Source organism: Flavobacterium urumqiense (assembly GCF_900108015.1).
Lineage (GTDB): Bacteria > Bacteroidota > Bacteroidia > Flavobacteriales > Flavobacteriaceae > Flavobacterium > Flavobacterium urumqiense.
Genome location: NZ_FNVP01000009.1, coordinates 122,244 through 147,299, shown reverse-complemented (window position 1 = coordinate 147,299; position 25,056 = coordinate 122,244). Strand labels below are relative to the sequence as shown.

20 protein-coding genes, 1 tRNA gene and 2 pseudogenes are annotated in these 25,056 nt (G+C 32.0%); 13 read left to right on the top strand and 10 right to left on the bottom strand.

From position 1 onward, the window contains the following. Nucleotide 1: 1 nt before the first annotated feature. Nucleotides 2–886, bottom strand: coding sequence for a hypothetical protein (locus tag C4S35_RS11890; protein ID WP_104000375.1), 885 nt, complete (start codon nucleotides 884–886; stop codon nucleotides 2–4). Nucleotides 887–985: 99 nt separating this feature from the next. Between C4S35_RS11890 and C4S35_RS11885 the strand changes: the two genes are divergently transcribed. Together C4S35_RS11885 and C4S35_RS11880 are read left to right on the top strand one after the other, a co-directional pair. Next, on the top strand, nucleotides 986–2,017 hold the full coding sequence (locus C4S35_RS11885; protein WP_104000374.1) for a formimidoylglutamase: 1,032 nt from the start codon (nucleotides 986–988) through the stop codon (nucleotides 2,015–2,017). 138 nt (nucleotides 2,018–2,155) lie between these two features. Next, nucleotides 2,156–3,409 (top strand): DEAD/DEAH box helicase, encoded by a 1,254-nt coding sequence (locus C4S35_RS11880; protein ID WP_104000373.1) that lies wholly within the window; start codon nucleotides 2,156–2,158, stop codon nucleotides 3,407–3,409. A 152-nt stretch (nucleotides 3,410–3,561) separates the two neighbouring features. On the opposite strand, the gene C4S35_RS11875 is transcribed toward C4S35_RS11880, so the two are convergent. From C4S35_RS11875 to aroC, 3 genes are all read right to left on the bottom strand, one after another. Then, a complete protein-coding gene (locus tag C4S35_RS11875) occupies nucleotides 3,562–5,529 on the bottom strand; it encodes a response regulator (protein ID WP_104000372.1) in 1,968 nt (655 codons plus the stop codon). A 235-nt stretch (nucleotides 5,530–5,764) separates the two neighbouring features. Then, nucleotides 5,765–7,051 (bottom strand): dicarboxylate/amino acid:cation symporter, encoded by a 1,287-nt coding sequence (locus tag C4S35_RS11870; RefSeq protein ID WP_104000371.1) that lies wholly within the window; start codon nucleotides 7,049–7,051, stop codon nucleotides 5,765–5,767. Nucleotides 7,052–7,119: 68 nt separating this feature from the next. Further along, on the bottom strand, nucleotides 7,120–8,184 hold the full coding sequence (gene aroC / locus C4S35_RS11865; RefSeq protein WP_104000370.1) for a chorismate synthase: 1,065 nt from the start codon (nucleotides 8,182–8,184) through the stop codon (nucleotides 7,120–7,122). 194 nt (nucleotides 8,185–8,378) lie between these two features. Between aroC and C4S35_RS11860 the strand changes: the two are divergent. The 5 genes and pseudogenes from C4S35_RS11860 (at nucleotide 8,379) to C4S35_RS11840 (ending at nucleotide 15,078) form a co-directional block, all read left to right on the top strand. Next, nucleotides 8,379–9,204, top strand: a pseudogene (locus tag C4S35_RS11860) (UDP-2,3-diacylglucosamine diphosphatase). Between the two features lie 131 nt (nucleotides 9,205–9,335). Next, nucleotides 9,336–9,839, top strand: coding sequence for a hypothetical protein (locus C4S35_RS11855; protein ID WP_104000369.1), 504 nt, complete (start codon nucleotides 9,336–9,338; stop codon nucleotides 9,837–9,839). Nucleotides 9,840–10,003: 164 nt separating this feature from the next. Further along, the gene (locus C4S35_RS11850) at nucleotides 10,004–10,534 is read left to right on the top strand and encodes a hypothetical protein (RefSeq protein ID WP_104000368.1); all 531 of its coding nucleotides are present in this window, start codon (nucleotides 10,004–10,006) and stop codon (nucleotides 10,532–10,534) included. Between the two features lie 168 nt (nucleotides 10,535–10,702). Further along, complete coding sequence (locus tag C4S35_RS11845; RefSeq protein WP_104000367.1) at nucleotides 10,703–13,234, top strand: PIG-L family deacetylase; 2,532 nt, start codon at nucleotides 10,703–10,705, stop codon at nucleotides 13,232–13,234. A 122-nt stretch (nucleotides 13,235–13,356) separates the two neighbouring features. Further along, nucleotides 13,357–15,078: a sodium:solute symporter family protein gene (locus tag C4S35_RS11840; protein WP_104000366.1), complete on the top strand. Its 1,722-nt coding sequence runs from the start codon at nucleotides 13,357–13,359 to the stop codon at nucleotides 15,076–15,078. A 116-nt stretch (nucleotides 15,079–15,194) separates the two neighbouring features. On the opposite strand, the gene C4S35_RS11835 is transcribed toward C4S35_RS11840, so the two are convergent. The 5 genes from C4S35_RS11835 to C4S35_RS11815 form a co-directional block, all read right to left on the bottom strand. Continuing rightward, nucleotides 15,195–16,040, bottom strand: a complete 846-nt coding sequence (locus C4S35_RS11835) for a DUF2911 domain-containing protein (protein WP_104000365.1) — start codon at nucleotides 16,038–16,040, stop codon at nucleotides 15,195–15,197. Between the two features lie 51 nt (nucleotides 16,041–16,091). Continuing rightward, nucleotides 16,092–16,766: an HAD family hydrolase gene (locus C4S35_RS11830; RefSeq protein ID WP_104000364.1), complete on the bottom strand. Its 675-nt coding sequence runs from the start codon at nucleotides 16,764–16,766 to the stop codon at nucleotides 16,092–16,094. Nucleotides 16,767–16,866: 100 nt separating this feature from the next. After that, complete coding sequence (locus C4S35_RS11825) at nucleotides 16,867–17,583, bottom strand: tRNA threonylcarbamoyladenosine dehydratase (protein ID WP_104000363.1); 717 nt, start codon at nucleotides 17,581–17,583, stop codon at nucleotides 16,867–16,869. 109 nt (nucleotides 17,584–17,692) lie between these two features. After that, nucleotides 17,693–18,346, bottom strand: a complete 654-nt coding sequence (locus tag C4S35_RS11820) for a TatD family hydrolase (protein WP_104000362.1) — start codon at nucleotides 18,344–18,346, stop codon at nucleotides 17,693–17,695. Then, nucleotides 18,346–18,948, bottom strand: a complete 603-nt coding sequence (locus tag C4S35_RS11815) for a DUF1684 domain-containing protein (RefSeq protein WP_104000361.1) — start codon at nucleotides 18,946–18,948, stop codon at nucleotides 18,346–18,348. The genes C4S35_RS11820 and C4S35_RS11815 overlap by 1 nt, the downstream gene beginning before the upstream one ends. Nucleotides 18,949–19,044: 96 nt before the next feature. Between C4S35_RS11815 and C4S35_RS11810 the strand changes: the two genes are divergently transcribed. From C4S35_RS11810 to C4S35_RS11795, 4 genes are all read left to right on the top strand, one after another. Then, entirely contained in the window at nucleotides 19,045–20,262 is a 1,218-nt protein-coding gene (locus C4S35_RS11810; RefSeq protein WP_104000360.1) for an MFS transporter, read from the top strand. Between the two features lie 331 nt (nucleotides 20,263–20,593). Continuing rightward, on the top strand, nucleotides 20,594–20,962 hold the full coding sequence (locus C4S35_RS11805) for a BlaI/MecI/CopY family transcriptional regulator (RefSeq protein ID WP_104000359.1): 369 nt from the start codon (nucleotides 20,594–20,596) through the stop codon (nucleotides 20,960–20,962). Between the two features lie 23 nt (nucleotides 20,963–20,985). Continuing rightward, the gene (locus C4S35_RS11800) at nucleotides 20,986–22,665 is read left to right on the top strand and encodes a M56 family metallopeptidase (protein WP_104000358.1); all 1,680 of its coding nucleotides are present in this window, start codon (nucleotides 20,986–20,988) and stop codon (nucleotides 22,663–22,665) included. Nucleotides 22,666–22,927: 262 nt separating this feature from the next. Next, nucleotides 22,928–23,074 carry an SsrA-binding protein gene (locus tag C4S35_RS11795; protein WP_104000357.1) on the top strand — a complete coding sequence of 49 codons (147 nt, stop codon included), beginning with the start codon at nucleotides 22,928–22,930 and terminating at the stop codon, nucleotides 23,072–23,074. Here the strand turns inward: C4S35_RS11795 and C4S35_RS11790 are convergent. Next, a pseudogene (locus tag C4S35_RS11790) lies at nucleotides 23,064–23,462 on the bottom strand (adenine phosphoribosyltransferase). The gene C4S35_RS11795 and the pseudogene C4S35_RS11790 overlap by 11 nt on opposite strands. Nucleotides 23,463–23,676: 214 nt before the next feature. Here C4S35_RS11790 and C4S35_RS11785 point away from each other — a divergent pair. Both C4S35_RS11785 and C4S35_RS11780 read left to right on the top strand, forming a co-directional pair. Beyond that, nucleotides 23,677–23,750 (top strand) — tRNA-Arg (locus C4S35_RS11785). A 94-nt stretch (nucleotides 23,751–23,844) separates the two neighbouring features. Further along, entirely contained in the window at nucleotides 23,845–25,056 is a 1,212-nt protein-coding gene (locus C4S35_RS11780; RefSeq protein ID WP_104000356.1) for a site-specific integrase, read from the top strand.

Genomic DNA, 25,056 nt, shown 5'->3' with positions numbered 1-25,056 from the left:
ATTATTTTAAAGTAAAACTTGTTTTAGAAACCGATTGATCTTTATCAAAAATATTTACAAAATAAGTTCCTTTTGGAAAATCTTTTCCACGTAAATTTTCTGTAACATCAACTGTTTTATTTTCATAATTAACATTAGATACAAAACTATATGTCAAAGTATTATCGCCAAAAGTTTCTGTTTTCTTGTCTCCCAAAACATTATTTTTGCTGTCAATTACTTGAACATAATACGATTTAGAGCCTGATTGCGCTACTTGATTTTCAGCAATAGTAAAACTAATCTTAAGAACATCCGCTCTACTTGCTTTGTCTGTGGCAACTTCTTTTCCAGAACTTTTTAATTTATAAGCTGAACCTCTAGTGTTCAAAACTGTTAATTTTGCAGCTTTTTCAACTACTTTCGATAATTCTTCATTTTGTCCAGCTAATGCCTCATTGGATTTTTTAGCTTCACCTAATACCACCACTGTACTATCACGTTGCGTGGTTAAGGTTGTATTTTGTTTTTTCAACCCTTCATTTTCAGCCATCAAAACTTTCATTTTTGACTGTAAAGCAAGTGATTGTGTTTTGTATTTTGCTAATGAAGCTACATCACCTTTTGATTTACTCAGATCACTCATTAAGTTCACCACTTTATCTCTTTCTTGAGTCAACTCGTCAGACATTGAAGTGTTTTCTGAAATTGCAGCATCATAAGTAGATTTCAACTCCTGCAAATCTTTCATAACAGACTCTTTTTCAGTTAATGTTGTTTTTAATTCTGTCTTAACAACATCAGTATCAGAAGTCATTTTAAATATATATACTAAACTTCCCACTAATAAAACTGCTAAAACAATTATAACCGCTTTTAGACTTGAACTGCTTTTTTGATTTTCCATATTCTATTTAATTTATTTTTTACAAATTTAACAATATCTAAGTATGTTATAACGTAAGTTAACACAATTATAGTATTTTTGAAAAAAATATTTTCTTTAATGGAAAAGATTACCCCTTTTACAATCAATGATCTTGCTAAAATTACAAACCACAGAAGTGGTGAAATAAAATTTGGCGAGAAAATGATAACAGTACCAAAAGACATTGATACACTAGCATTTATTAAAACGTGCGAAGCCAAATATGTATTATTTGGAATTCCTGAAGATATTGGTATTCGAGCTAATTTTGGAAGGCCCGGAGCAGCATCTGCATGGGAAAGTGCCATTAAAAGTATAGCCAACATTCAGCACAACCGTTTTTGTAAAGGCAATCAACTAATTGTTTTGGGTCAATTAGAGGTTCATAAAGAAATGAAGGAAGTTGAAGATTTAGATTTCAATGACATCGACGATCGAGCTAAACTTAGTCAATTAGTAGAACAAATAGATAAAGATGTTTCTCATATTATTTTTAATATCGTGAAATTAGGGAAAATACCAATAATCATTGGTGGTGGACACAATAATTCTTATGGTAATATTAAAGGATCGGCTCTTGCCAAAGGAAAACCTGTAAATGCTATCAATTTTGATGCCCACTCCGATTTTAGAATTTTAGAAGGACGACACAGCGGTAATGGTTTTTCCTATGCCTTTGAAGAAGGCTTTCTTAAAAAATATTTCATTTTTGGTTTACACGAAAATTACACCTCTAAAAGTGTTTTGGACATAATTAAAAAAATTGAAGATCGTGTTCGTTACAATACTTATGACAGTATTAATATCAGAAAAGAAAAAGAGTTTAATCAAGAGATGGAACAAGCTTTAGAATTCATAAATGACGACTTCTATGGCATCGAAATTGACTTGGATGCTATTCCCAATATACCTTGCAGCGCAATGACGTTAAGTGGTTTTTCTGTGGAACAACTTCGCCAATTTATTTCCTTTTTTGCCAAATTTAGAAATGCTACTTATTTACATATTTGTGAAGGTGCACCAGATTTAGGAGAAGATAAAAACGATCATTTAATTGGTAAACTTATTGGTTATCTCGTTACTGATTTTATGAAATCTAATAATCAATAATCTTATTACTGATTAAATAGTATTAACCTTTCCAAAAAATTCATATCCAAAATAACCTGCAAAATTTGATCAAAAATATTAATACTATCTTTGCAGCACTATCTATGTACTTAATACAAGATATTTAATATTAAAAATATGTTATTCGAAGATTTTTCACTTTCAAAAAGTATACAAAGAGCCGTATTTGAACAAGGCTATTTAGAAGCAACTCCAATACAAGAACAAGCTATTCCAATCGTTTTATCAGGTAGAGATATGATTGGTTGTGCGCAAACCGGTACTGGAAAAACTGCTGCCTTTGCCATTCCTATAATTCATCAATTACATAGAATAGTAGGATCCTCTAAAAAAGCAAGCCCAATTCGTGCCTTAATTATTACGCCTACAAGAGAATTAGCCGTTCAAATTGGACAAAACTTTGACCAATATGGAAAATATACAAACTTAGTACAACTTACCATTTTTGGAGGAGTTTCTCAAGTGCCTCAAGTGGATACACTAAGAAAAGGTGTTGACGTCTTGATTGCTACTCCGGGACGTTTACTGGATTTAGTAAAACAAGGTTTTATTGATTTAGATCATTTGCATACTTTGGTCCTTGATGAAGCTGATCAAATGCTTGATATGGGATTTGTAAATGATGTCAAAAAAATTGTAAAATTGACACCTAATAATAGACAAACACTTTTTTTCTCTGCAACAATGCCGATTGCCATCCGAGAATTAGCCGAAATGTTTCTAAAAGACCCCGCTACTGTTACCGTTTCTCCAGTTTCTTCTACTGCTGAAAATGTAGAGCAAAGAGTTTATTTTGTAGAAAAAACAGAAAAAAGAAACTTATTATACCATTTAATTAAAAACGAAAATTTATCTGATGTATTGGTTTTTTCAAGAACCAAACACGGGGCAGATAATGTTGTTAAGGCACTTCGAAAAAATAATATTGCTGCCGAAGCCATTCATGGTGATAAATCTCAAAATGCAAGACAACGTGTTTTAGATGCTTTCAAAAATAAAGAAATTGGCGTTTTAGTAGCAACCGATATTGCTGCCAGAGGAATTGATATTGACCAATTACCATTTGTTATCAATTTCGATTTACCAAATATTCCTGAAACTTATGTTCATAGAATTGGTAGGACTGGCCGCGCTGGGAATGGCGGAGTTGCGATTTCTTTTTGTAGTAAAGACGAGCATACCTACTGGAAAGACATTCAAAAACTGACAAAGGTAGATGTAAAAATAGTAAGTGACCATCCTTATTCTTGGCATTCAGGAAATCCAGAAACTGCTCCTGGAGCAAAACAAAACAACTCTAATCGAAGTGGCGGTGCTCATAAGTCAAGAAAATCCGACGTTTCAAAACAAAATAAAAAACGTTGGTATTAATCAGTTTTTAAGATTAATAAATCGAATATTTATTTTATTCGTACAATTAAAAATCGTTAAATCTATGGAACTTTTCTATTTTGATTTAACGTTTTTTTATATTTTATTGGAATTTAAAAATTAACAGTGAGATAATTAGCTGAAAATAAAATCTAAAATAGTACCTTTTTTAAGTTTTTAGAACCCAGATTATCAATACATTTAAACAATGTATTTGAATCAAAAGGTTTTACTATAATATCATTTATTCCTGCCGAAATAGCTTCTTCAATTATTTCTTCTTTATCAAAAGCGGTAAGGGCTACAATGGGGGTTTTTATCCCTAAATTTCGAATTCTTTTTGAAGTTTCAAATCCGTTCATTAATGGCATATTAATGTCCATGAATATAATATCAAAATCTTCTTCTTCCAATACTTTTAAAGCTTGAAATCCATCATCAACAATGGTGCAGGTGTAATTGTTTTTCTTGAGGATTTTTTCAGTTACAATTTGGTTAATCTTATTGTCTTCAACAACTAAAACCTTCAATAATTTATTTAAGGATAAATCTACTTGTATATTTTTAATTATTTCGTTAATCTTATTAGTATCCGATTCAAAGGCTATAGTGAAGTTAAACTCTGTTCCTACACCTACTGTACTTTCAATAGAAATAGCACTGCCAAACAATTTTAAGAGACTCTTTACAATAGTAAGCCCTAAACCAGTTCCTTGATAATCATCTGCTTTTCTTCCTACTTGCACAAATTTTTCAAATATTTTACTCTGATCCTCAATGGCTATGCCCACTCCATTATCCTTAATCTTGAATTCAATAAAATGGAATTTATTAGTTATTTTTAATAAATTTACTTCAATTAATACTTCACCATTCGTAGTAAATTTCAAAGCATTACCGATAAGATTTATAAGAATTTGAGAAAGTCTTAATTTATCACCAATCAAATTTTCAGGAATTTTAGATCCTATTTTCAAAATCATCGTATTATGATTATTTTTTGCTAAAAACAAAAGGGAGTTTTTAATCATATTTAATTCATCCGAAATATTGAATGTTAAATTTTCAAGAATAACTCTATTCTCCTCAATTTTATTGATTTGCAGAACATCATTAACCAGAGATAATAAATATCTCGCTGAAAATTTTAAAGATTTCAAATGTGGACTCTCCGCTAATTCTTTATGTTCATCCAAAAGCATATTGGTAATCCCAATCACACCATACAACGGGGTTCTCAATTCATGAGTTATTGTTGAGACAAATTGTGATTTTAATATTGATGCTTCTTCCGCTTTATTTTTTGCTAGAATTAATTTGTCATTAGCATATGAAAGTTCCGTATTTATTTTTTTCTTAAAATTATTATTTTTAATTAAGGTGTAAATGAGGAGCAATAAAACACTCACAACACTAATAAACAAAAGGACAATAATTTTGGACTTCTTTATACTTTGCGATTGCAATTCTTTTTCTATTCCAATTTTTTTTATTTCTCTTTTATATTCGTCGAACTCCAAATTAGTCCCTGATATTTCAACCTTGTCATCTATCTTTTTGTTCAAAAGATCAATCGTTATTTTATTGTAATTAGCTAAGTTTTTATAAGCATTTTTATCATTCCCATTTTTAAATAAATACTTTGAATATTCATGATGTGTACTGGATAAATCGAATTTTTCTTTTCCTTCTTTTCCTAACTTAATTCCTTTTAAAAAAGAAGAGGTATCTTTTTTATATTCCTTTTTTTCAAAACAACATATGTTTCCTAAATTGTTATTTATTTCATATTTGATGCTGCCATTATCAATGATATTACCGTACGAAAGTCCTTTATTATAAAAAAAAATAGCTTTATCGAATTTTGATAATTCCTCGAAATTTGTAATAATAACTTGATAACACTTTACTATAAGATTATCATTTTTAATTTTAATTGCTTGATGCATAACAAGTCTTGCTGTCAAAAATGATTTTTCAAAATTAGAACTGGAATAATAGATTGATGCTTGGGTTAATCTGTTAATTTCTTTATTGGAAGATGGTACGCTTAATGAACAACTGTTAACACTATTGAAGTTTAGTGTCATTATCAATAAAAAAATTCTAATTTGGAACATAAATAGTTTTTTATTGATTCAAATATACAATATAATAATAAAAAAGTAATATTATTTGTAAACATATTCTTAAAAATATTTCATAACACTCAACAAATAAGCGTAATATTAAATCATAACTTTTGTTTAAGCTAAAAAGATTAGCGGAACGAATTTAAATTTAATAAAAAGACACAAAAAAAAACCCATTTGAAAAACAAATGGGTTAAAAAGCACTTCTAATGAGAAAATATTTTTAAATTATTTCGGTAGTTTCAATTTCATTTTCATCACCAGCTTCCCATTGACCTACAACTGAAGTAGCTAATGCATTTCCTAAAACATTAGTTGCACTTCGAAACATGTCACAAAAATGGTCTATCGGTAAAATTAGCGCAATTCCTTCTATAGGTATTTTAAACATCCCACAGGTAGCGGCAACAACAACTAAACTAGCTCTTGGTACTCCGGCTATACCTTTACTAGTAAGCATTAAGACTAATAACATAGTCATTTGCGTTCCTAAATCTAAATGAACACCGTACGCTTGTGCAATAAAAATACTGGCAAATGTCATATACATCATACTACCATCTAAATTAAAAGAATAGCCCAATGGTAACATAAAAGAAACAATACGATCTTTAACCCCAAAACGCTCTAATTCTTCGGTAAGCTTTGGAAAAACAGCTTCGCTACTTGTTGTTCCAAAAGCAATAATTAAAGGACCCACAATACGTTTAAGTAGTACAGTCATTCTGCTTTTAAGGAAAATATACCCAACAAGTATTAAAACAACCCATAAAGACGATATTCCAATTAAGAAAGATCCAAAGAATTTAAAATAAGTAATTGCTAATTCCTGAAAATCTCTTACTGCAAATACTCCGGCAATAGCACCAAAAACACCTATTGGAGCAAACTTCATAACATAGTTTACCATCTTTAAAACGATGTGAGAGGTTTTATCTAAAGCATTTATAACGGGCTTTACATAAGTGCCTAATGAAGCTGCTGCTAAACCAAAGAAAATAGAAAAAATAACAATTTGCAATATTTCATTGGTTGCCATTGCCTCAAAAATACTTTTAGGTACAATATGTTCTATAAAATTTTCGAAAGTTAAACTCTGCGTTTTAGCTGTAACTTCAGTAGCTGATGCTAAATCAATATTAGATAAATTAAGTCCAACTCCCGGTTCCAATATATTTACAAAAAACATCCCTAATAATAAAGATATAAAGGAAGCTGTAAAAAACCAGCCCAATGCTTTACCGCCAATTCTTCCGACTGCTTTGATATCTCCTAATTTAGCAATTCCCACAACAAGTGTGGTAAACACTAAAGGAGATATGATCATTTGGACCAACCTAATAAAAACGGTTGCCAACATTTTTATTTTACCACTAAAAGATTGGGCTGCTTCCGCATCAGTTGAATTGTGAATGATTATTCCTAAAACAGCACCTAAAAGCATTGCAATTAGGATTTGACCTGTCAGGCCTTTAAAAAAAGATGGTTTCTTAGTTGTAATTGTATTCATTAATGTAACAAATTGATTTCAAGGTTATGGTTCAGGATTTAGCTCGTCAAAATACTGAGTATGCAATGCTATTTTAAATACGTTTTGTTTATCAAATAAAAATCTGCCAGAACAATTGCTGCCATGGCTTCAACAATAGGAACTGCACGCGGAACAACACAAGGATCGTGACGTCCTTTACCAGTCATTTCAGTAATATTTCCTTTATTATCCAATAATTCCTGTTTTTGCATAATAGTAGCAACAGGTTTGAAAGCGACACGAAAATAAATATCCATTCCATTACTTATGCCACCTTGGATTCCACCTGAAAGATTGGTTTTAGTTGTTCCGTCTGCATTGTATAAATCGTTGTGTTCGCTACCTTTCATTTTAACACCTTCAAATCCGCTTCCAAATTCAAATCCTTTTACAGCATTTATCGAAAGCATGGCTTTACCCAACTCAGCATGAAGTTTGTCAAAAACAGGTTCTCCTAAACCAATAGGCACATTTTGAATTACACATGATACGGTCCCTCCAACAGTATCACCTTGTTTTCGGATGTCCCGAATGTAATCTTCCATTACTATCGCCATTGCTTCATCTGGACAGCGCACCGGATTATTCTCCGTTTTAGAAAAATCCAGTTCTTGGTATGGTTTTTCTAAAAAAATTGGCCCCACAGATGATACGTATGCATTTATTTTAATTTCAGGTAATATTTGCTTTGCTATTGCACCCGCGACAACTCTACTGGCTGTTTCACGAGCAGAGCTCCGTCCTCCGCCACGATAATCACGAACTCCATATTTTTTTTCATACACATAATCGGCATGACTTGGTCTGTAATTATCTTTTATATGAGAATAATCGTCTGATTTTTGATTGGTGTTAGGAATAATGAAACCGATAGGAGTACCTGTGGTTTTCCCTTCAAAAATTCCCGATAAAAATTGTACATCATCTGGTTCTTTTCTTTGAGTAACAATTGCTGATTGACCAGGCTTACGTCTAGACATTTCAAGTTGTATTGCTTCAAGATCAATTGTTATTCCCGAAGGACAACCATCTATAATTCCGCCTAAAGCTTCTCCATGTGATTCTCCAAAAGTTGTAATTCTAAATAGGGTTCCATAGCTATTTCCTGCCATTGTAGTTAGTTTTGAACAAATGTATGATTTTAGTTTAAAGTTCAAAAGTTTATGCCGGGATTTCGGGATAAACTTTTAAGAAACTTTTAAGAATTATTACATGTAAATTAATCCTTGGCTAAATTTCTTAACCTTTAATTAAATTTCAAGTAATAATAACACCATTAATTTGTTAGAATTCAAAAAAGAATCAATTGAAAAAAAGAAAAGTTGAAGTGGTTGTGATTTCTGATGTGCATCTTGGGACTTATGGAAGCCATGCCAGAGAGCTTTATAATTATCTATCCTCCATAAAGCCAAAAATTTTAGTATTAAACGGCGATATTATAGACATCTGGCAATTTAGGAAATCTTATTTTCCAAAAGCGCATTTAAAAGTTATTCAAAAGATTATAAGTTTAGCAACAAAGGGAACTAAGGTCTACTACATCACAGGAAATCATGATGAAATGCTGCGGAAATTTAGCGATATGAATATGGGCAATCTTACATTAGTAGATAAATTAATACTTGATTTAGATGACAAAAAAGCTTGGATTTTTCATGGAGATGTTTTTGACACTTCCGTTCAAACATGCTAAATGGATTGCAAAACTAGGTGGTTTGGGATACGACTATTTAATTCTCTTGAACAGATTTGTAAATTGGTGTTTATTAAAAATAGGAAAAGAACCTTACTCTTTTTCCAAAAAAATTAAGGCAAGTGTAAAAAAAGCAGTAAAACATATTTCTGATTTTGAAAAAACGGCAACCGATTTGTCCATTGAAAAGAAATACGATTATGTTATTTGTGGTCACATTCACGAGCCCAAAATGGTGCTGAAAGAAAATAAAAATGGCGCTACTATGTATTTAAATTCAGGTGATTGGGTAGAAAATTTAACATCCTTAGAATACAACAAAAAACGATGGAAATTATATCGTTACGCTGAAGCTAATTATCCTGTAGAAGAAAACCTGCTTGAAATGGAGGATATTTTGAGCAACCAATTAATTTCTTCAATACTATTTTCCAAGTAAAATGTATTATTTAGGTTTAGTTATTAAAATCTTAAAGATCGTAAAAAGTGGGAATTATATAACAATTAACAAAAATTTTGTAAATACATTCTTCAGCTTTAATACTATCTTTGTACAACAAAAAATCACTTATGAAAAAAATTATTTTATCAGTAATAATGTTAGTTGGATTAGCATTTACTGCACAGGCTCAAGATATTTCGAAAAACGCTTTAGGTTTGCGTTTAGGAGGTAATAATGGTTTTGGTGGAGAACTTTCTTACCAAAGAGGATTATCTAAAAACAACAGACTTGAATTAGATTTAGGTTGGAGAAACAGAAATAACTATAACAACAGTGGTTACGATGATAATGCTATCAAATTAGCAGCATTGTACCAATGGGTTTGGAACATTGATGGTGGATTCAACTGGTATGCAGGTGTTGGTGGTGGTTTAGGAAGCTACAGTTATGATAATAACAACACACATTATAACGATACTTTTGCTTTTGCAGCTGGAGATATAGGTATTGAATATAACTTCGACATTCCATTATTGATCTCTTTGGATTTCAGACCTGAATTTGGTGGAAACGGTTACTATGAAAATAATTATGGATCTGATGTAGCTTTGGGTTTAAGATACCAATTCTAATATTTAGAAAATATGTTATAAAAGAGAGCTTCATTTTGGAGCTCTCTTTTTTTATAATTAGAATTCGCCTAATTAAAATAGATTGGCATAGTTCTTGGATTTACAGAAAAAGTATTGCCATAAAAAGTTAATATAAAATAATTACAAATATAATATTTGAAAAGATGAAAACATTAAAACTACTCGCCTTAGGAATAATCCTTTTTGCCTCAAGTGCAATACATGCACAAGTCTCTGTAAGTGTAAATATCGGAACAGCTCCATCATGGGGACCTGTAGGATATTCTGACGTAGACTATTATTATTTACCTGATGTTGAAGCCTACTACGACATTAGAGCTACACAATTTATTTATTTCAATGGAGGAAGATGGACAAGATCTAGATATCTGCCAGGCCAATATAGAAACTATGATTTATACAATGGATATAAAGTTGTATTGAATGATTACCATGGTTCAAGACCCTATATGAACTACCGAAATGATAGAGTTAAATATTACAGAGGGTATCAAGGTAAACCACAAAGAAATATAGGCAACAATGACCGCAGAGAATATGAAAATCGTGGCAGATATGTAAATCAAGAACGTGATAATCATGGAAACGAAGGTCGTGGGAACGAAGGTCGTGGAAATGAAGGTCGTGGAAACAAACATGGTAATGGACACGGAGGAGGTCATGGTAAAGACTAATTAATTTAATCGTCCAAAATTAAAACACTATAAAAAGAGAGAACTTTAATTGGTTCTCTCTTTTTTTGTTAAAGACTCTTTTTATTTTTATTAAAGAAAAACAAAAACGTTTCAAAAAAAATTAATTAATTCCTACATTTGAAGTTATTGCAAATTAAATTCTAGAAAATGCAAAATAAATATATACAGACCTTTATACTTTTTCTTTTTTGTTTTCAAATAACAATCGCGCAACAGCCACAAAAATTAAATTCAGTTGAAATTTATAACCAAATTCAAAAACTTAATTTTTTAGGATCAGTACTTTATATAGCAGCTCATCCTGATGATGAAAATACCCGATTGATTTCTTATTTGTCAAACGAAAAAAAAGCAAGGACCGGATACTTGTCTTTAACACGAGGCGACGGTGGACAAAATTTAATAGGTCCGCAGTTGCGGGAATTATTAGGAGTAATCCGTACGCAAGAACTTATCCAAGCCAGAAAAATTGATGGCGGAGAACAGTTTTTTTCACGTGCCAATGATTTTGGTTATTCTAAAAATCCACAGGAAACATTAGATATTTGGGATAAACAAAAAGTTCTTTCTGATATTATTTGGGCCATTAGAAAATTTCAGCCTGATGTAATTATCAATCGATTTGACCATCGCTCATCCGGAACAACACATGGGCATCACACAGCATCAGCAATGCTAAGTGTAGAAAGCTTCAATCTGACCAATAATCCAACCGTTTTTCCTGAACAATTAAAATTAGTGGAGCCGTGGCAACCCAAACGCCTTTTTTTCAACACTTCCTGGTGGTTTTACGGAAGTAAAGAAAAATTCGATGCTGCAGATAAATCTAATTTAATGGAGATGCAAACCGGTGTTTATTATCCCGCAATAGGTAAATCAAATCAAGAAATTGCAGCGCTAAGCCGAAGCCGACATCAATCACAAGGTTTTGGAAGCACTGGAAGTCGCGGGGAAGACATAGAATATTTAGAGTTTATAAATGGAGAAGCACTTCAAAAAAAAGCTTCAATTTTTGAAGGTATTGACACGAGTTGGAATCGGGTAAAAGGTGGTAAACCAATTGGTGAATTATTGACAACTATTGTTTCCCAATTCGATCACAATAATCCTGCGGCCAGTATTCCAAATTTGGCGAAAGCCTATACCATGATGCAATCTTTACAAGATAAACATTGGACAATTATAAAATCTTTTGCGATAAAAGAAATTATTGCTGCTTGTTCCGGATTGTATCTTGAAGCAGTATCCCAAAATCAGGAAGCAACTCCTGGAAGCAGCGTCAAATTAAAACTTGAAGCTATAAATAGAAGTACTATTCCCATGCAACTAATAAGTGTAACCACTTTGCCTGAACAAAAAACTATGCTTCAAAATAAAGTATTAAATACTAATATTTTAAAATCGGTAAACCTTGATTTACAACTACCTTCAACTTTAGAATATACACAGCCGTATTGGTTAAAAGAAAAAGGAACAATTGGAATGTACACCGTTACCGAACAAAAAAACATAGGAATTCCAGATATAATTCGAGAAGTAAAAGTGGTATTTAACCTGCTAATTAATGATATAGAAATTCCATTTGAACGCACAGTTGTCTATAAATACAACGATGATGTAAAAGGCGAAATGTATAATTATTTAGATATTGTTCCTGAAGTAACTACAAGTATTCTTGATAAAGTATCTCTTTTTAAAAATGGAAAAAATAAAGAAATAGCTGTAAAAATAAAATCTGGAAAAGATGCTGTAAAAGGAGATTTAATGCTGGAATTACCAAGTAACTGGTTTGTTTCACCAAAGTCAATTCCTTTTAATTTAGAAAAAAAAGGAACAGAACAAATCCTTTATTTTCAAGTAACACCGCCTAGTCAAATAGAAGATGCAATCGCAAAAAGCATTGCCATTGTTGACAACAAACGATACGATAAAGACCAAATCAGTATTGATTACAGTCACATTACAAAACAACAAGTGCTGAAACCTACTGAAGCAAAATTTATCAAATTAGATTTAAAAACTGATGAAGAAAGAATTGGTTACATAATGGGCGCTGGAGATGAAGTTCCCAAGAGTTTATCACAAATGGGTTATAAAGTTACACTTCTTAAACCCGAAGAAATAACTCATGAAAAGCTTGCGAATCTTGATGTTGTAATGACTGGAGTTAGAGCTTATAATACGGTACAAGAATTAGCAAATAAACAATCGATACTTTTTGATTTTATCAAAGAAGGTAAAACAATGATAGTTCAATACAATAATCCTAATGACTTAGTAACTAAAAATTTAGCACCTATCACTTTGAAAATTTCAGGAGAAAGAGTAACTGAGGAAAATGCCGAAGTTCGCTTTCTAGCACCTAATCACCCTATACTGAATTTCCCAAATAAGATCACAACTAAGGATTTTGAAGGATGGAAACAGGAACAAGGACTGTATTATCCTAATGAATTTGATAAAGACTTCACTCCTATTCTATCATCAAATGACAAAGGAGAAACGCCTAAAAATGGTGCGTTATTAGTAGCTCCTTACGGAAAAGGATACTATATTTATACCGGTTTAAGTTTATTCAGGGAATTGCCTGAAGGAGTGCCAGGCGCTTTTAGATTATTGTCAAATATGATTTCGCTAAAATCACCGATAAACATTCCTGCACAAAAAATCAAGAATTAAAACAATCCAAAATGGAAACAAAAAAAATAAAAACTTGGAAAAAAAACTATACTTGGGTTCTGGTAGTCAATGCCATCTATATTTTGGTTTTTTATCTGATAATGCACTTATACTCTTAACTTATGCAACTATTTGATTGGATTGTACTTATAGTCACACTATTATTTATTGTTATTTATGGCGCTTGGAAAACTAAAGGAAGTAAAAATGTAGAAGATTTTATTCTTGGCAACAACGAAACCCCTTGGCATGTTGTTGGACTTTCGGTTATGGCTACTCAGGCCAGTGCGATCACTTTTCTATCGACACCGGGACAGGCCTATCACGACGGAATGGGATTTGTACAATTCTATTTTGGACTGCCTATTGCCATGGTCGTTATCTGTGTTACTTTCATTCCAATCTATCATAAATACAAAGTTTATACAGCTTATGAATACCTTGAAAAAAGGTTTGATCTTAAAACCCGTTCTCTTGCTGCCCTCCTTTTTCTTTTTCAACGAGGATTAGGAACCGGACTTACCATTTATGCACCCGCCATCATTTTATCTGCATTATTAGGTTGGAATCTTACCATTATGAATATTATTATTGGTGTGTTAGTAATCATCTATACCTTCTCTGGTGGAACAAAAGCAGTAAACGTGACTCAGAAACAGCAAATGTTTGTAATCATGTCAGGAATGTTAATCACGTTTTTTCTGATTTTACATTATTTACCAAATGATATGACTTTTACTAACGCTTTGCATATTGCTGGTGCAAATGATAAAATGAATATTGTTAGTTTTTCAACAGATCCGGAAGAAAAATATACTTTTTGGAGTGGTATTACGGGAGGTTTTTTCCTCGCCTTAGCTTATTTTGGTACTGATCAATCTCAGGTTGGACGCTATTTATCTGGAAGATCCGTTCGGGAAAGCCAAATGGGATTGATCATGAACGGTCTTTTAAAAGTTCCTATGCAGTTCTTTATTTTACTTACCGGAGTCATGGTTTTTGTTTTTTTTCAATTCAATCCAGTTCCATTAAATTTTAATCCAAACAATAAAATAATAGTAGAGAAATCCGCCTTTAAGGGAGAATATCATGCTCTGGAAAAAAAATTGGATGATTTATCCGAAGATAAAAAAGTAATTAATCTTTTGTACATCGACCAATTGAATCAAGATTATGACAATCCAATTCTTCGAAAAGAATTAATTACTTTATCTAATAAGGAAAAAGATTTAAGAGATCGAGCTAAAGAAATTATTCTAAAAGCGGACAGTGGCAGTGAAACTAACGATAAGGATTACGTTTTTTTCCACTTTATCTTGCATTATTTACCTAAAGGACTCATTGGATTATTACTTGCGGTAATCATTTCCGCTGCTATGTCGTCTACGGCGTCCGGACTGAATGCATTGGCATCAACCACTGCAATTGACATCTACAAACGCAACTTAAAAGAAGAAAAATCAGAAAAGCATTACTTATATGCTACTAAGTTTTTTACGCTGCTTTGGGGTATTATCGCGATTCTTTTTGCTTGTATTGGTACTTTATTCGAAAATCTGATTCAGTTAGTAAATATCATTGGATCAATATTTTATGGAACAGTTCTCGGAATTTTTCTTGTCGGATTTTATATAAAACAGGTTCAGTCTAAAGCTATATTTTGTAGCGCCGTACTCAGCCAAATTACAATTTTTATTATTTACTATTATGCCATTTATATTTTCCCAAGCGGAGAAGAAAAACTGGGTTATCTATGGCTGAATTTCATTGGAGCAATATTAACAATTATAATCTCGTTACTGTTACAATGCTCTATTTTTAGAAAAGAAAAACAATTAGTCTAATATTTTTAAATTTAATCTAACCGTAATCAGTTTTAAAAGCGGATTATATATTTCAACAAAAAAATCCCGTCTCGAAATTAACGAGACGGGATTTTTTGATTTAAAAAAACAAAGTTTTAATTCTTACTCCATTCTGTTATGCTTTCCTTATTCATTTGTACATAATCTTGATTTTTAGCTTTTTCAGCTGCTGCTAATGATATTTTTGCCGTTTCAATAGCTCCTTTTTTATCACCAATTTTTGCTTGTATCAATGATTTTAAACGGTAGTAAAAAAATGGTTTATCCTTATTCATTTCTAAAGCTTTATTTACATAAACTAATGCCTTAGCGGTATCTCCATTAGATTGTAATAAAAATTGTGCCGCAGAAAAATAATCGCCGGCAGTTGGTCCAGCCAAAGCTTTTTCAATACTGGCCATTGCCGTTTTTTGTGTAGGCACTTCAAATTTTAAAGCAACATAAGAACTCTCCCAATACATTTCTAAATAGGCAAAATTATTATCTAACCCGCTTATTCCGATAGTAAAAGTTTCAACTGGTTTTGGCAAAGTCTCTTCCTTCGAAGTAGCTCTTAATACTACATTAGCTTCGTTCCAAACTTCTGGATTTCCCCAATTATCAGTCGTGGAATAAAATATTATGTCCCAACTTTCTATTTTAGGAACAGTATACAAAGCGTATTTTCCTTTTTTTAAAGTTTTTCCATCAATAACTACATCATCACTAAATGATATTGTTGTGTTTTCATTAGCTCCCGTTCTCCATACTTTTCCAAAAGGGATTAAATTACCAAAAACAGCTCTTCCTTTAGCACTTGGTCTGGAATAATTAATTTCAACTTGGGTTAAACCAACGGTTTGATTGATTATAGCTTTAGGACTGGCTTGTGGTGTTTTCACTTGGGCCTCAATGGTAAAATTTGCAATAATAATAGCAAATGCAATTAGAATGTTTTTCATAGTATCTATTTTTATGTTGTCCAAATTTACAAATTCGGGTATTCTTAAATGTTAATTATTCCTTAATTTGGAATCTAAATTCTTTACGACATCAAAATTTAACTCATTAAAATGATTAACAACGATATCAGCTTCCGATAAATCTTGGTCTTTTGAATGAATACTATTGTAACCCAAACAGAAAATCCCAGCAGCTTTTGAAGCTTTTACACCATTAGTACTGTCTTCAATTACGATGCAATTTTCTTTTGGGACAATCGATAAACTCGCTGCGTGTTCAAAAATGGCCGGGTGTGGTTTCGATTTAGGAAAATCTTCTCCACTTACCACGTGCGTAAAATATTGATGCAACTTAAAGCGACTAAAAACACGTTCAATCGTTACTTTTGAAGCGGAGGAAGCTAAAATTAATTGTATTCCGTTTTGGTGTAATTCTTTTATTAAATTTTCAACACCTTCTAATAATTCCAAATCTTCTTTGCTATCAAAAGCATCATTGAAAATAGCTCTTTTTCTTTGAATTAAATCCTCAACATCATGATTTAACTGAAAGACTTCCTTCAATGTCTGAAATGTATTTCTAGTTGAAAACCCTGTAAATGAGGTGTACATTTCTTCCGTAACACCAATATTTAATTCTTCAAATTGCTTAAAATAAGCATAACGGTGCACTGGCTCTGTGTCGACAATTACACCATCCATGTCGAAAATTACGGTTTGTATCATTTTTTATATTATTAGACATTTAGACTTTTTAGAGTCGATAATTCAGGAGTATTCCTTTTTAGAACAACAATTGAGAACCGTGAGTGAAAACTAAAAAAAATTACTCTTTCTTAAGTAAATACCGAATTACAGTTTCCGCAGTATACAAACCAAATAATCCTGGCATATAGCTATTCGTTCCGTAAAATGATTTTTTAAAATTAGAACCATCGGTCATTTTTAAACTCATTTCATCTTGAATTTCAGAAGAAAAAACAACTTTCAATTTATCAATTTTAAATTCTTTTAATCGTCTTCTGATTGTTTTTGCAAAAAAGCAATTGACAGTGTTTGTAATATCAGTCACTTTTACTTTCGAAGCTTCCATCTTTCCGCCAGCACCCATACTGCTTATGATTTTTACTCTTTTTCGTTTTGCGGCTATAATCAAATTCAGTTTTGGAGTCACACTGTCAATACAATCCAAAACATAATCATATTCCTCCGAAACAATCTCAAAAGCGCGCTCCGGTGAAAGAAATTCCTGTATGCGAGTCAATTTCAACTCTGGATTGATGTCCATTAATCGATCTCCAACAACAGTTATTTTCGGTTGTCCCACAGTAGAATGTAAAGCAGGCAATTGTCGGTTTATATTAGTAATATCAACTACGTCACCATCAACAATAGTAATATTTCCTACTCCTGCTCTTGCCAAAAATTCAGCCGCAAAAGAACCAACGCCGCCCAATCCTACAACCAATACATTTGCATTTTTCAAATTATCTAAACCTTCTTTTTTAAATAAAAGTTCGGATCTTTCAGTCCACTCTGCCATTTTTCTTTAATTTATTGTTTATAGTTTGTTGCTCACAAAAATCTTAAATCAACAATCGTTACCGAAAGCTCTGCTCAAACTGGCGAAGCAATCTTAATTCTTAAATCAATTATAGTTCAATTTTGAATACCTCTAAAAAATTCTTGTTTACCTGTTTTTGCATCTCTTCAATCGTCATCTTCTTATAATTTGCTGCCAACCCGTAAACAGCCTCAATCCCTTCTTCAACCGTATCGGTTTCTAAGAAAAATCGATCATTCGGCATGTTTTTAAAAACCAATTCCAGTTCAGGATTTAATAATAAATATTTCCCAAACGAAATGTAAAATCCATTATCCAATAACTGTTTCGCTAGCTGTTCGCTTTTGGAAAATCCATGAATTAGTATTGGAACCGTAATATATAATTTTTTTATAATTTCAATCAATTCCTGAAAAGCGGCAACACAATGAATCACAACTGGTTTTTGATATTTCTGTGCCAAAAGCAATTGTTTTTCGAAAACCAACTGTTGCAATTCCAGTGGAACTTCTATTCGTTTGTCCAGTCCGCATTCACCTATAGCTCGGCAACTTGGTTCTTGCAATTTACTTTCTAATATTTCAAAATCAGATTCTAATCGTTCTTCCACAATAAACCAAGGATGAATTCCAATAGAATAAAATGGAATTGTACCATCAAATTCCCATGGATATTGATTGACGAGTTCCAAAACATCAGGCTGATTCGTGAATTTATGGGTATGTAAATTGAAGAACTGCATCAATCGTGAAATTTTTTAACTCCTGCTTTTATTTCGATATTTAAATCGTTTTCTAAAGGTACTTTTGGACAAGAATATTTATGGCTATAAGCACAATACGGATTGTACGATGTATTAAAATCGATGGCAATTGTTTCGCAGTGAGGCACTTTGATATCAATGTATTTTCCGCCAATATAACTTTCATTACCACAAGTCAAATCTGAAAACGGTAAAAACAAATAGTCTTTGTATTCTTCTTTTTTTGAAAGTTCAATATTCTTATAGATATTCAGTTTAAAATCTTTTCCTTCTAAAATAAAATAAGCTTCACCGTATTTCACATACATTGGTTTTCTTTCCCCTGTAGTCTTCATTTCAAACGGCTTTTCATTTTTTGTTCTGACAAATTTGGCTGTCACAAAGAACTTTTCATTTATGGGATAAAAATCCAACGTTTTGAAAACCGCTAAATCTTCCGCAGACAAAGGACTTGTCATAACATCAGCATATTCAGAGTTGATCACTTTTTGAAATTTGGCAACAGCCGATGCATCAAATTTTTGTTGGCCAAAGCCAAAATTCAATTGCACTAAAAAAACGAATAAAAGAATTGTTCTCATTTATATAATTTTAAGCAAAAATAGTTTAAAAGTTACAATGCTACAAAGACACATCGGTACAAAGTTTTCTACCTTTGCAAAATTAGAACTTTATATATGATCCAAACCGCTTTCCAACGTTACATTAATAATTTTAGAGGATTCACAAGAGAAGTATGGATTCTTACCGTGATTACGTTTATCAATCGCGCCGGGACGATGGTTTTGCCTTTTCTATCCAAATATTTGAAAGAAGATTTACAATTTTCCTATGCTCAAGTAGGATGGATCATGGTTGCTTTTGGTTTTGGATCCATGTTAGGTTCTTGGCTTGGAGGGAAATTATCTGATAAAATTGGATTTTATAAAATCATGGTTTTCAGTTTATTTACCAGTGGAATTCTATTATTCTTCGTCCAATACATTCGTACTTTTTGGGGATTGTGTATTGGGATGTTTGTCATCATGACCGTGGCCGATATGTTTCGTCCCGCCATGTTTGTTTCCCTTGGCACGTATGCAAAACCTGAAAATCGCACCAGAGCATTGACTTTAGTTCGACTTGCGGTAAATTTAGGTTTTACCGCTGGACCTGCTTTGGGAGGTTTAATCATCATGAATTTAGGATACAGTGGCCTTTTTTGGGTGGATGGAAGTTCTTGTATCGTTTCCATTTTGATTTTTGCATTATTGGTAAAAGAACGCAAAAAACCTGCTGATTTGAACACAATTAATAGTGAAACTGAAATCCCTGCTTCGGTTTTCAAAGACAAAATATTCTGGATCTTCCTGTTTGTATGTTTTGCAACAGCGATGTTATTCTTCCAACTTTTCACCACTTTACCATTGTATCACAATGAGAAATTTGGCTTGACCGAATTTCAAAGCGGCCTTTTATTATCCCTGAACGGATTATTAATTTTCTTTTTGGAAATGCCTATCGTCAGTTTCAGCCAAAGAAAAGGTATTGATAAACTCAAAATTATTCTTTGGGGCTGCGTACTTATGTCCATTAGTTTTTACCTGCTTTTGATCAATACTTGGGCGGGAATATTGGTAATCAGCATCATTATAATCACTTTTGGGGAAATGTTCATCTTTCCTTTCTCTAATTCTTTTGCTTTAAGCAGAGCTCCAAAAGGACATGAAGGACGCTACATGGCTTTGTTTACCATGAGTTTCAGCCTAGCACATATTGCGAGTTCCAAGACTGGACTGGAACTCATTGGACATTTTGGTTACCAAACCAACTGGTTTTTCATGGGTACCTTAGGACTTCTTTCTGTGTTAGGTTGTATTTGGCTGCAAAAACTCGTTCAAATAGAACAAAAATAATCCTACTTTAATGCTGTGGGCGTGACCGCCTTGATAAAAGGGGCAAACTATCTAGTTGCTTATACTGCCCCTTTTATCAAGGCGGTCGGGCTCTACGCGCTACTTTGGTAGCTAGCTCCTATCCCTCACGCAGCCTCGTTTTCAAAACAACACATCTGAAACAAAGAGCTTCTATCTTTCCAAATTAAATTCATAAACAATAAAAAACGAGCAACATAAATCCTTAATTTAAAAGTCAAAATATATTAAAACTAAAAAATTAGTTAAATAACTATAAAAACAGTTTGTAAACTAGAAATATAGTTGTACGTTTGATTCAAATAAAAAAATCATGCAAAAGTTAACCAATAAAGAAGAAGAAATCATGCACATTTTATGGAAGCTAAAAAAAGCATTCGTAAAAGAAGTCATGGCAGAAATCACTAAAGACCAACCTCATTACAACACACTTTCTACCATAGTACGCAACTTAGAAGAAAAAGGATTTGTGTCACACAATGCCTATGGAAACACGCATCAGTACTTCCCAATAGTAAGTATTGAAGACTACAGAAAACGCTTCATGAACACAGCAATTGATAATTATTTCAATAGTTCCTATAAAAATATGGTGTCTTTTTTTGCCAAAGAAGAAAAAATTTCTGCAACAGAATTGCGTGAGATTTTGGCAATGATTGAAAGTCAAAAAGAGGAAATATAAACTTTACAGTAACAATATTAATTATGGAAGCATTCTCTATTTATCTTATCAAATCCAGTGGATTAATTGCTCTGTTTTATTTAGCTTATCATTTTATGTTGCGAAAAGAAACCTTTTTTACGAGCAATCGTTGGTTTCTATTATTGGGTTTATTTACTTCAATTGTTTTGCCAATAGTAGTTTATACGAAAATAATCTGGGTAGAACCTACTCCTGTAAATTATGATTGGTCATCATTGCCCATAAACACAATTGTTGATGAAGATCATACGGAAGAGTATTTTTATCTGGGATTAGCAATAATGTACTGTATTGGCACTTTGTATCTATTAACTAAATTTGGTTTTGATTTTTACAGTTTGAATACAGTTCTAAAAGGAAAATCCATTCAACAACAAGCCGATTTTAAATTTATAGATACCAAAGAAAATGTAGCACCATTCTCCTATTTTAATACCATCGTTTACAATTCGGCTTTATACACCACTTCCGAATTAGAAAATATTATAGAACACGAGAAAGTACACAGCGAACAAAATCATACCGTTGATGTATTGATTTCGAGATTGTTTTGTATAGTATTTTGGTTTAATCCCTTCATTTGGTGGTATAAAAAAGCAATTCTACAGAATCTTGAATTCATTGCAGATAATGAAGCCACGAAAAAAATATCCGACAAAAAAGCGTATCAGTTCACGCTTTTAAAAATAACAACACATGAGAATTGTGTTGCCATTACTAATCATTTTTATCAATCATTAATCAAAAAACGAATCGTTATGTTAAACAAAAATCAGTCAAAAAAGTGGAATTCATGGAAGTATGCTTTAGTTCTTCCCGCCTTAATCGCTTTTGTTCTATTATTTCAAATTAAAACAATTGCCCAGGAAAAAGTATCTGATAAAAGTGCAAAAGAGCTTATAAAATCGGATGAAAAATCGGTACAGATTTACAAAGTAAATAAAAACACAACTGATGAAGAACTAAAAGAAAAATCCAGCAATTTAAAAGAAAATTATGCCATAATCGCTACTTTTTCCGGAATTAAAAGAAATTCCAAAAATGAATTAACAGCGATAAAAGTTGATTTGAAAAAGGGAAAAGAAATGGCCGAAAAAATAGAAATCAAGGGCAATCAGGCAATAAAAGAATTTGGAATTATTATTTCTAAAAATGAAAATGGAATGCTGACCGCTAATTTTGGTACGGACGAAACAATTCATGATCAAAAAAGCGCTATCGTTTCGCCTAATGCACCTCTAACTGAAAAAGAAACCTTTATAAATGGCAAGAAAGCAAGTCAAAAAGATTTAGATACATTAAATTCCGACAAAATTAAAACTATAGATGTAAAAAAAAAGGATAATACAATTTCAGTTTGGGATAAAAACAAAGTGACTGATATTCCTGATGACTCCAAATTGATGATATCCGGAGTAAATATGACCGAATTAAACTTAGAAAAAATTGATCCGAAAAACATCAACAATTTACAAACTAGTAAAACAACTAGAACTATTAAAATAATTGCAAAAAAAACAGACGGAATTCCCGATGAAACTGAAATTTATATTGATGGTATAAAATCAAACAAAACGGAATTGGATAAAATAAATCCCGGCATGATAGAACAAATGATTGTAAATAAATCTACTACAGATAAGAACATTATCAAAGTAATTACTAAAAAAGAAAAACAGTAAGTCAATAAATGTCAAAAAGACGTTCTCCTCTAAGTAGGGCACTGAAAAACTAACTATAAATAAAAAGGCTTAAACTTTAAATTAGTTTAAGCCTTTCTCTTTTTTATATTTTTGAATCAAACGTTTTGAATCTCAATAAAGTGATTCTCAGAGCGTTTATTTCATTTTTTCATCATGATTTTATCTCTATTTTTTATATGAGGACTTTTTCAGTGGCCTCCCTCTAAGACCGTCTTTTTTTATATCTTTGAAAAAAAATAACATGTATAAAATCCTTGCAAAAATCAATAAAATACTGTTGCCTAGTTTCACTAAACAACGATTGGATTTGGCTAAAGCCAAGAAATGGCAAATGGCAATTATTGGGTATAAATATTATGTGACCACCCGTGCTTTAACTAATAAGTAATCGCAGCAAAAATCTCGTTTCCTTTAATTTTTGCTCTTCCATTAAGGAAAGCCAGTTCCATCAAGAAATTGCATTGCACGATTTCGGCACCCAATCGTTCCACTAATTCGCAAACTGCTTTCGCCGTTGCTCCGATTGCCAAAACATCACCGTGAATCAGAATTCGGTCTCCTTTTTGAATCGCATCAATTTGAATTTTTAAAGAATCCCTTTCTTATTCCAAATCATACGTTGCAGAAATAGTTTTATAAGGCAGTTTATTAAGCTTTCAAACCGGAATAAAACCAACATCTAATTCCTGTGCGATAAGCATCTCAAAGAAAAACCCCCGACTCTCCACTCCCATTACCTTGTCTATTTTTTTATATTTAAGTGTTGAAACCAATATTTCAAGTCATTTATTCCTCGCTTCGGGATCAATTATCAAAGGAGTGATGTCTTTAAACAAAATTTCTTATTTATGAAGTTACTGAAGATCAAGTATGTAATTCTTAAGGGGCATATTTTTTTATTTTTTTATAAATTTAGACTTGCAAATCACACAACTATCCCTATATTTGCACCCGCTAAGACGCTCAATGAGCACATGTCTTACTAAAAATGGCCTTGTGGCGCAACTGAATAGCGCACTTGATTACGGCTCAAGAGGTTACTGGTTTGAATCCAGTCAAGGTCACAAAATATGAAAACGCTTAGGCGAGATACTTCCAGTAAAATGGTTAAGTATCTCGCCTTTCGCTATTTACGGCTAATCGAAAAAACATTAATGTATGTTACAAATTCAAAAAAACTTCCAAAACTTCCCAACAAACTACCCAATGAATTTTAATGGGAAGTTAACAGCGAAAATAGTGATCAAAGATGATTACGTTCGTGCAGATGGCACCAGTGCTTTATACTTACAGATTTTCCTGAATAAGGAAAAGAAAAAAATTCCTTGTAACATTTCTGTAAAAACTGTTGAGTTTGATAAAATAAAGCAACGTGTGAAAGCTAAAAATCCAATGTATAGGGATTTCAATCTCATAATTGAAAAGATGCTTGGTGATCTCAATAAAATTGAGGTGAATTATCGTCTTTCGAATCTGACTCTTAATTTAAGCAGTCTATTAAATGAATTTGATAATCCTACCTCCAGAATTGACTTCATTAAATTTTGGGAAGATGAAATGATTCGACAAAAGGAAATCTTAAAAACGGATACGTATCGCCAACAAATGACAATGCTTAATAAAACAAAGGCTTTTAAAAGCCCTCTGTTTTTTTATGAGATTAATGAAAATTACATTCAAGATTTAAAAGTGCATTGTAAAAAAATTCTAAAGAATAATGACAATACTATTTCATCCTTACTAAAATCCTTCAAAAAGTACCTACACATTGCTAATAAAAAAGGCATTGTAACTCCTGTTTCATTTGATGATATAAAAAACAAAAGCTTCAAAGGAAACAGAACTTTTTTATCTCCTGATGAGATTCGAAGCTTAAATAAATATTGGGAATCAGAATTTGTAAATGATACTCATAAGAATATTTTATCGATGTTCTTATTTTCTTGTTTTACCGGACTGCGAATTTCTGATGTAACGAACTTGACAAATGATAATATTATAGAAAATACACTGGCTTTTACAGCCGTGAAAACAAGTAAATTCCAAAGAATAAGTTTAAATGATTCAGCCAAAAAATACCTAGATCCTAAATTAATTTTCAAATCAGCTTATACAGGAGAATATATTAACCGGGAATTAAAAAACATTGCTAAAATATGTGGAATTAGGAAAGTAATCACTTATCACGTTGCCCGCCATACATTTGCAACTAATTTTCTTATTTGTGGTGGTCGTGTAGAAAATTTACAAAAAATACTAGGCCATAGTAAAATAACAGATACGATGATTTATGTACACATCGTTGAAAGTATTACTGATATCCAAATTCACAACATGGATGAAATTTTAACAAAAAAGCCTCTTAATTAG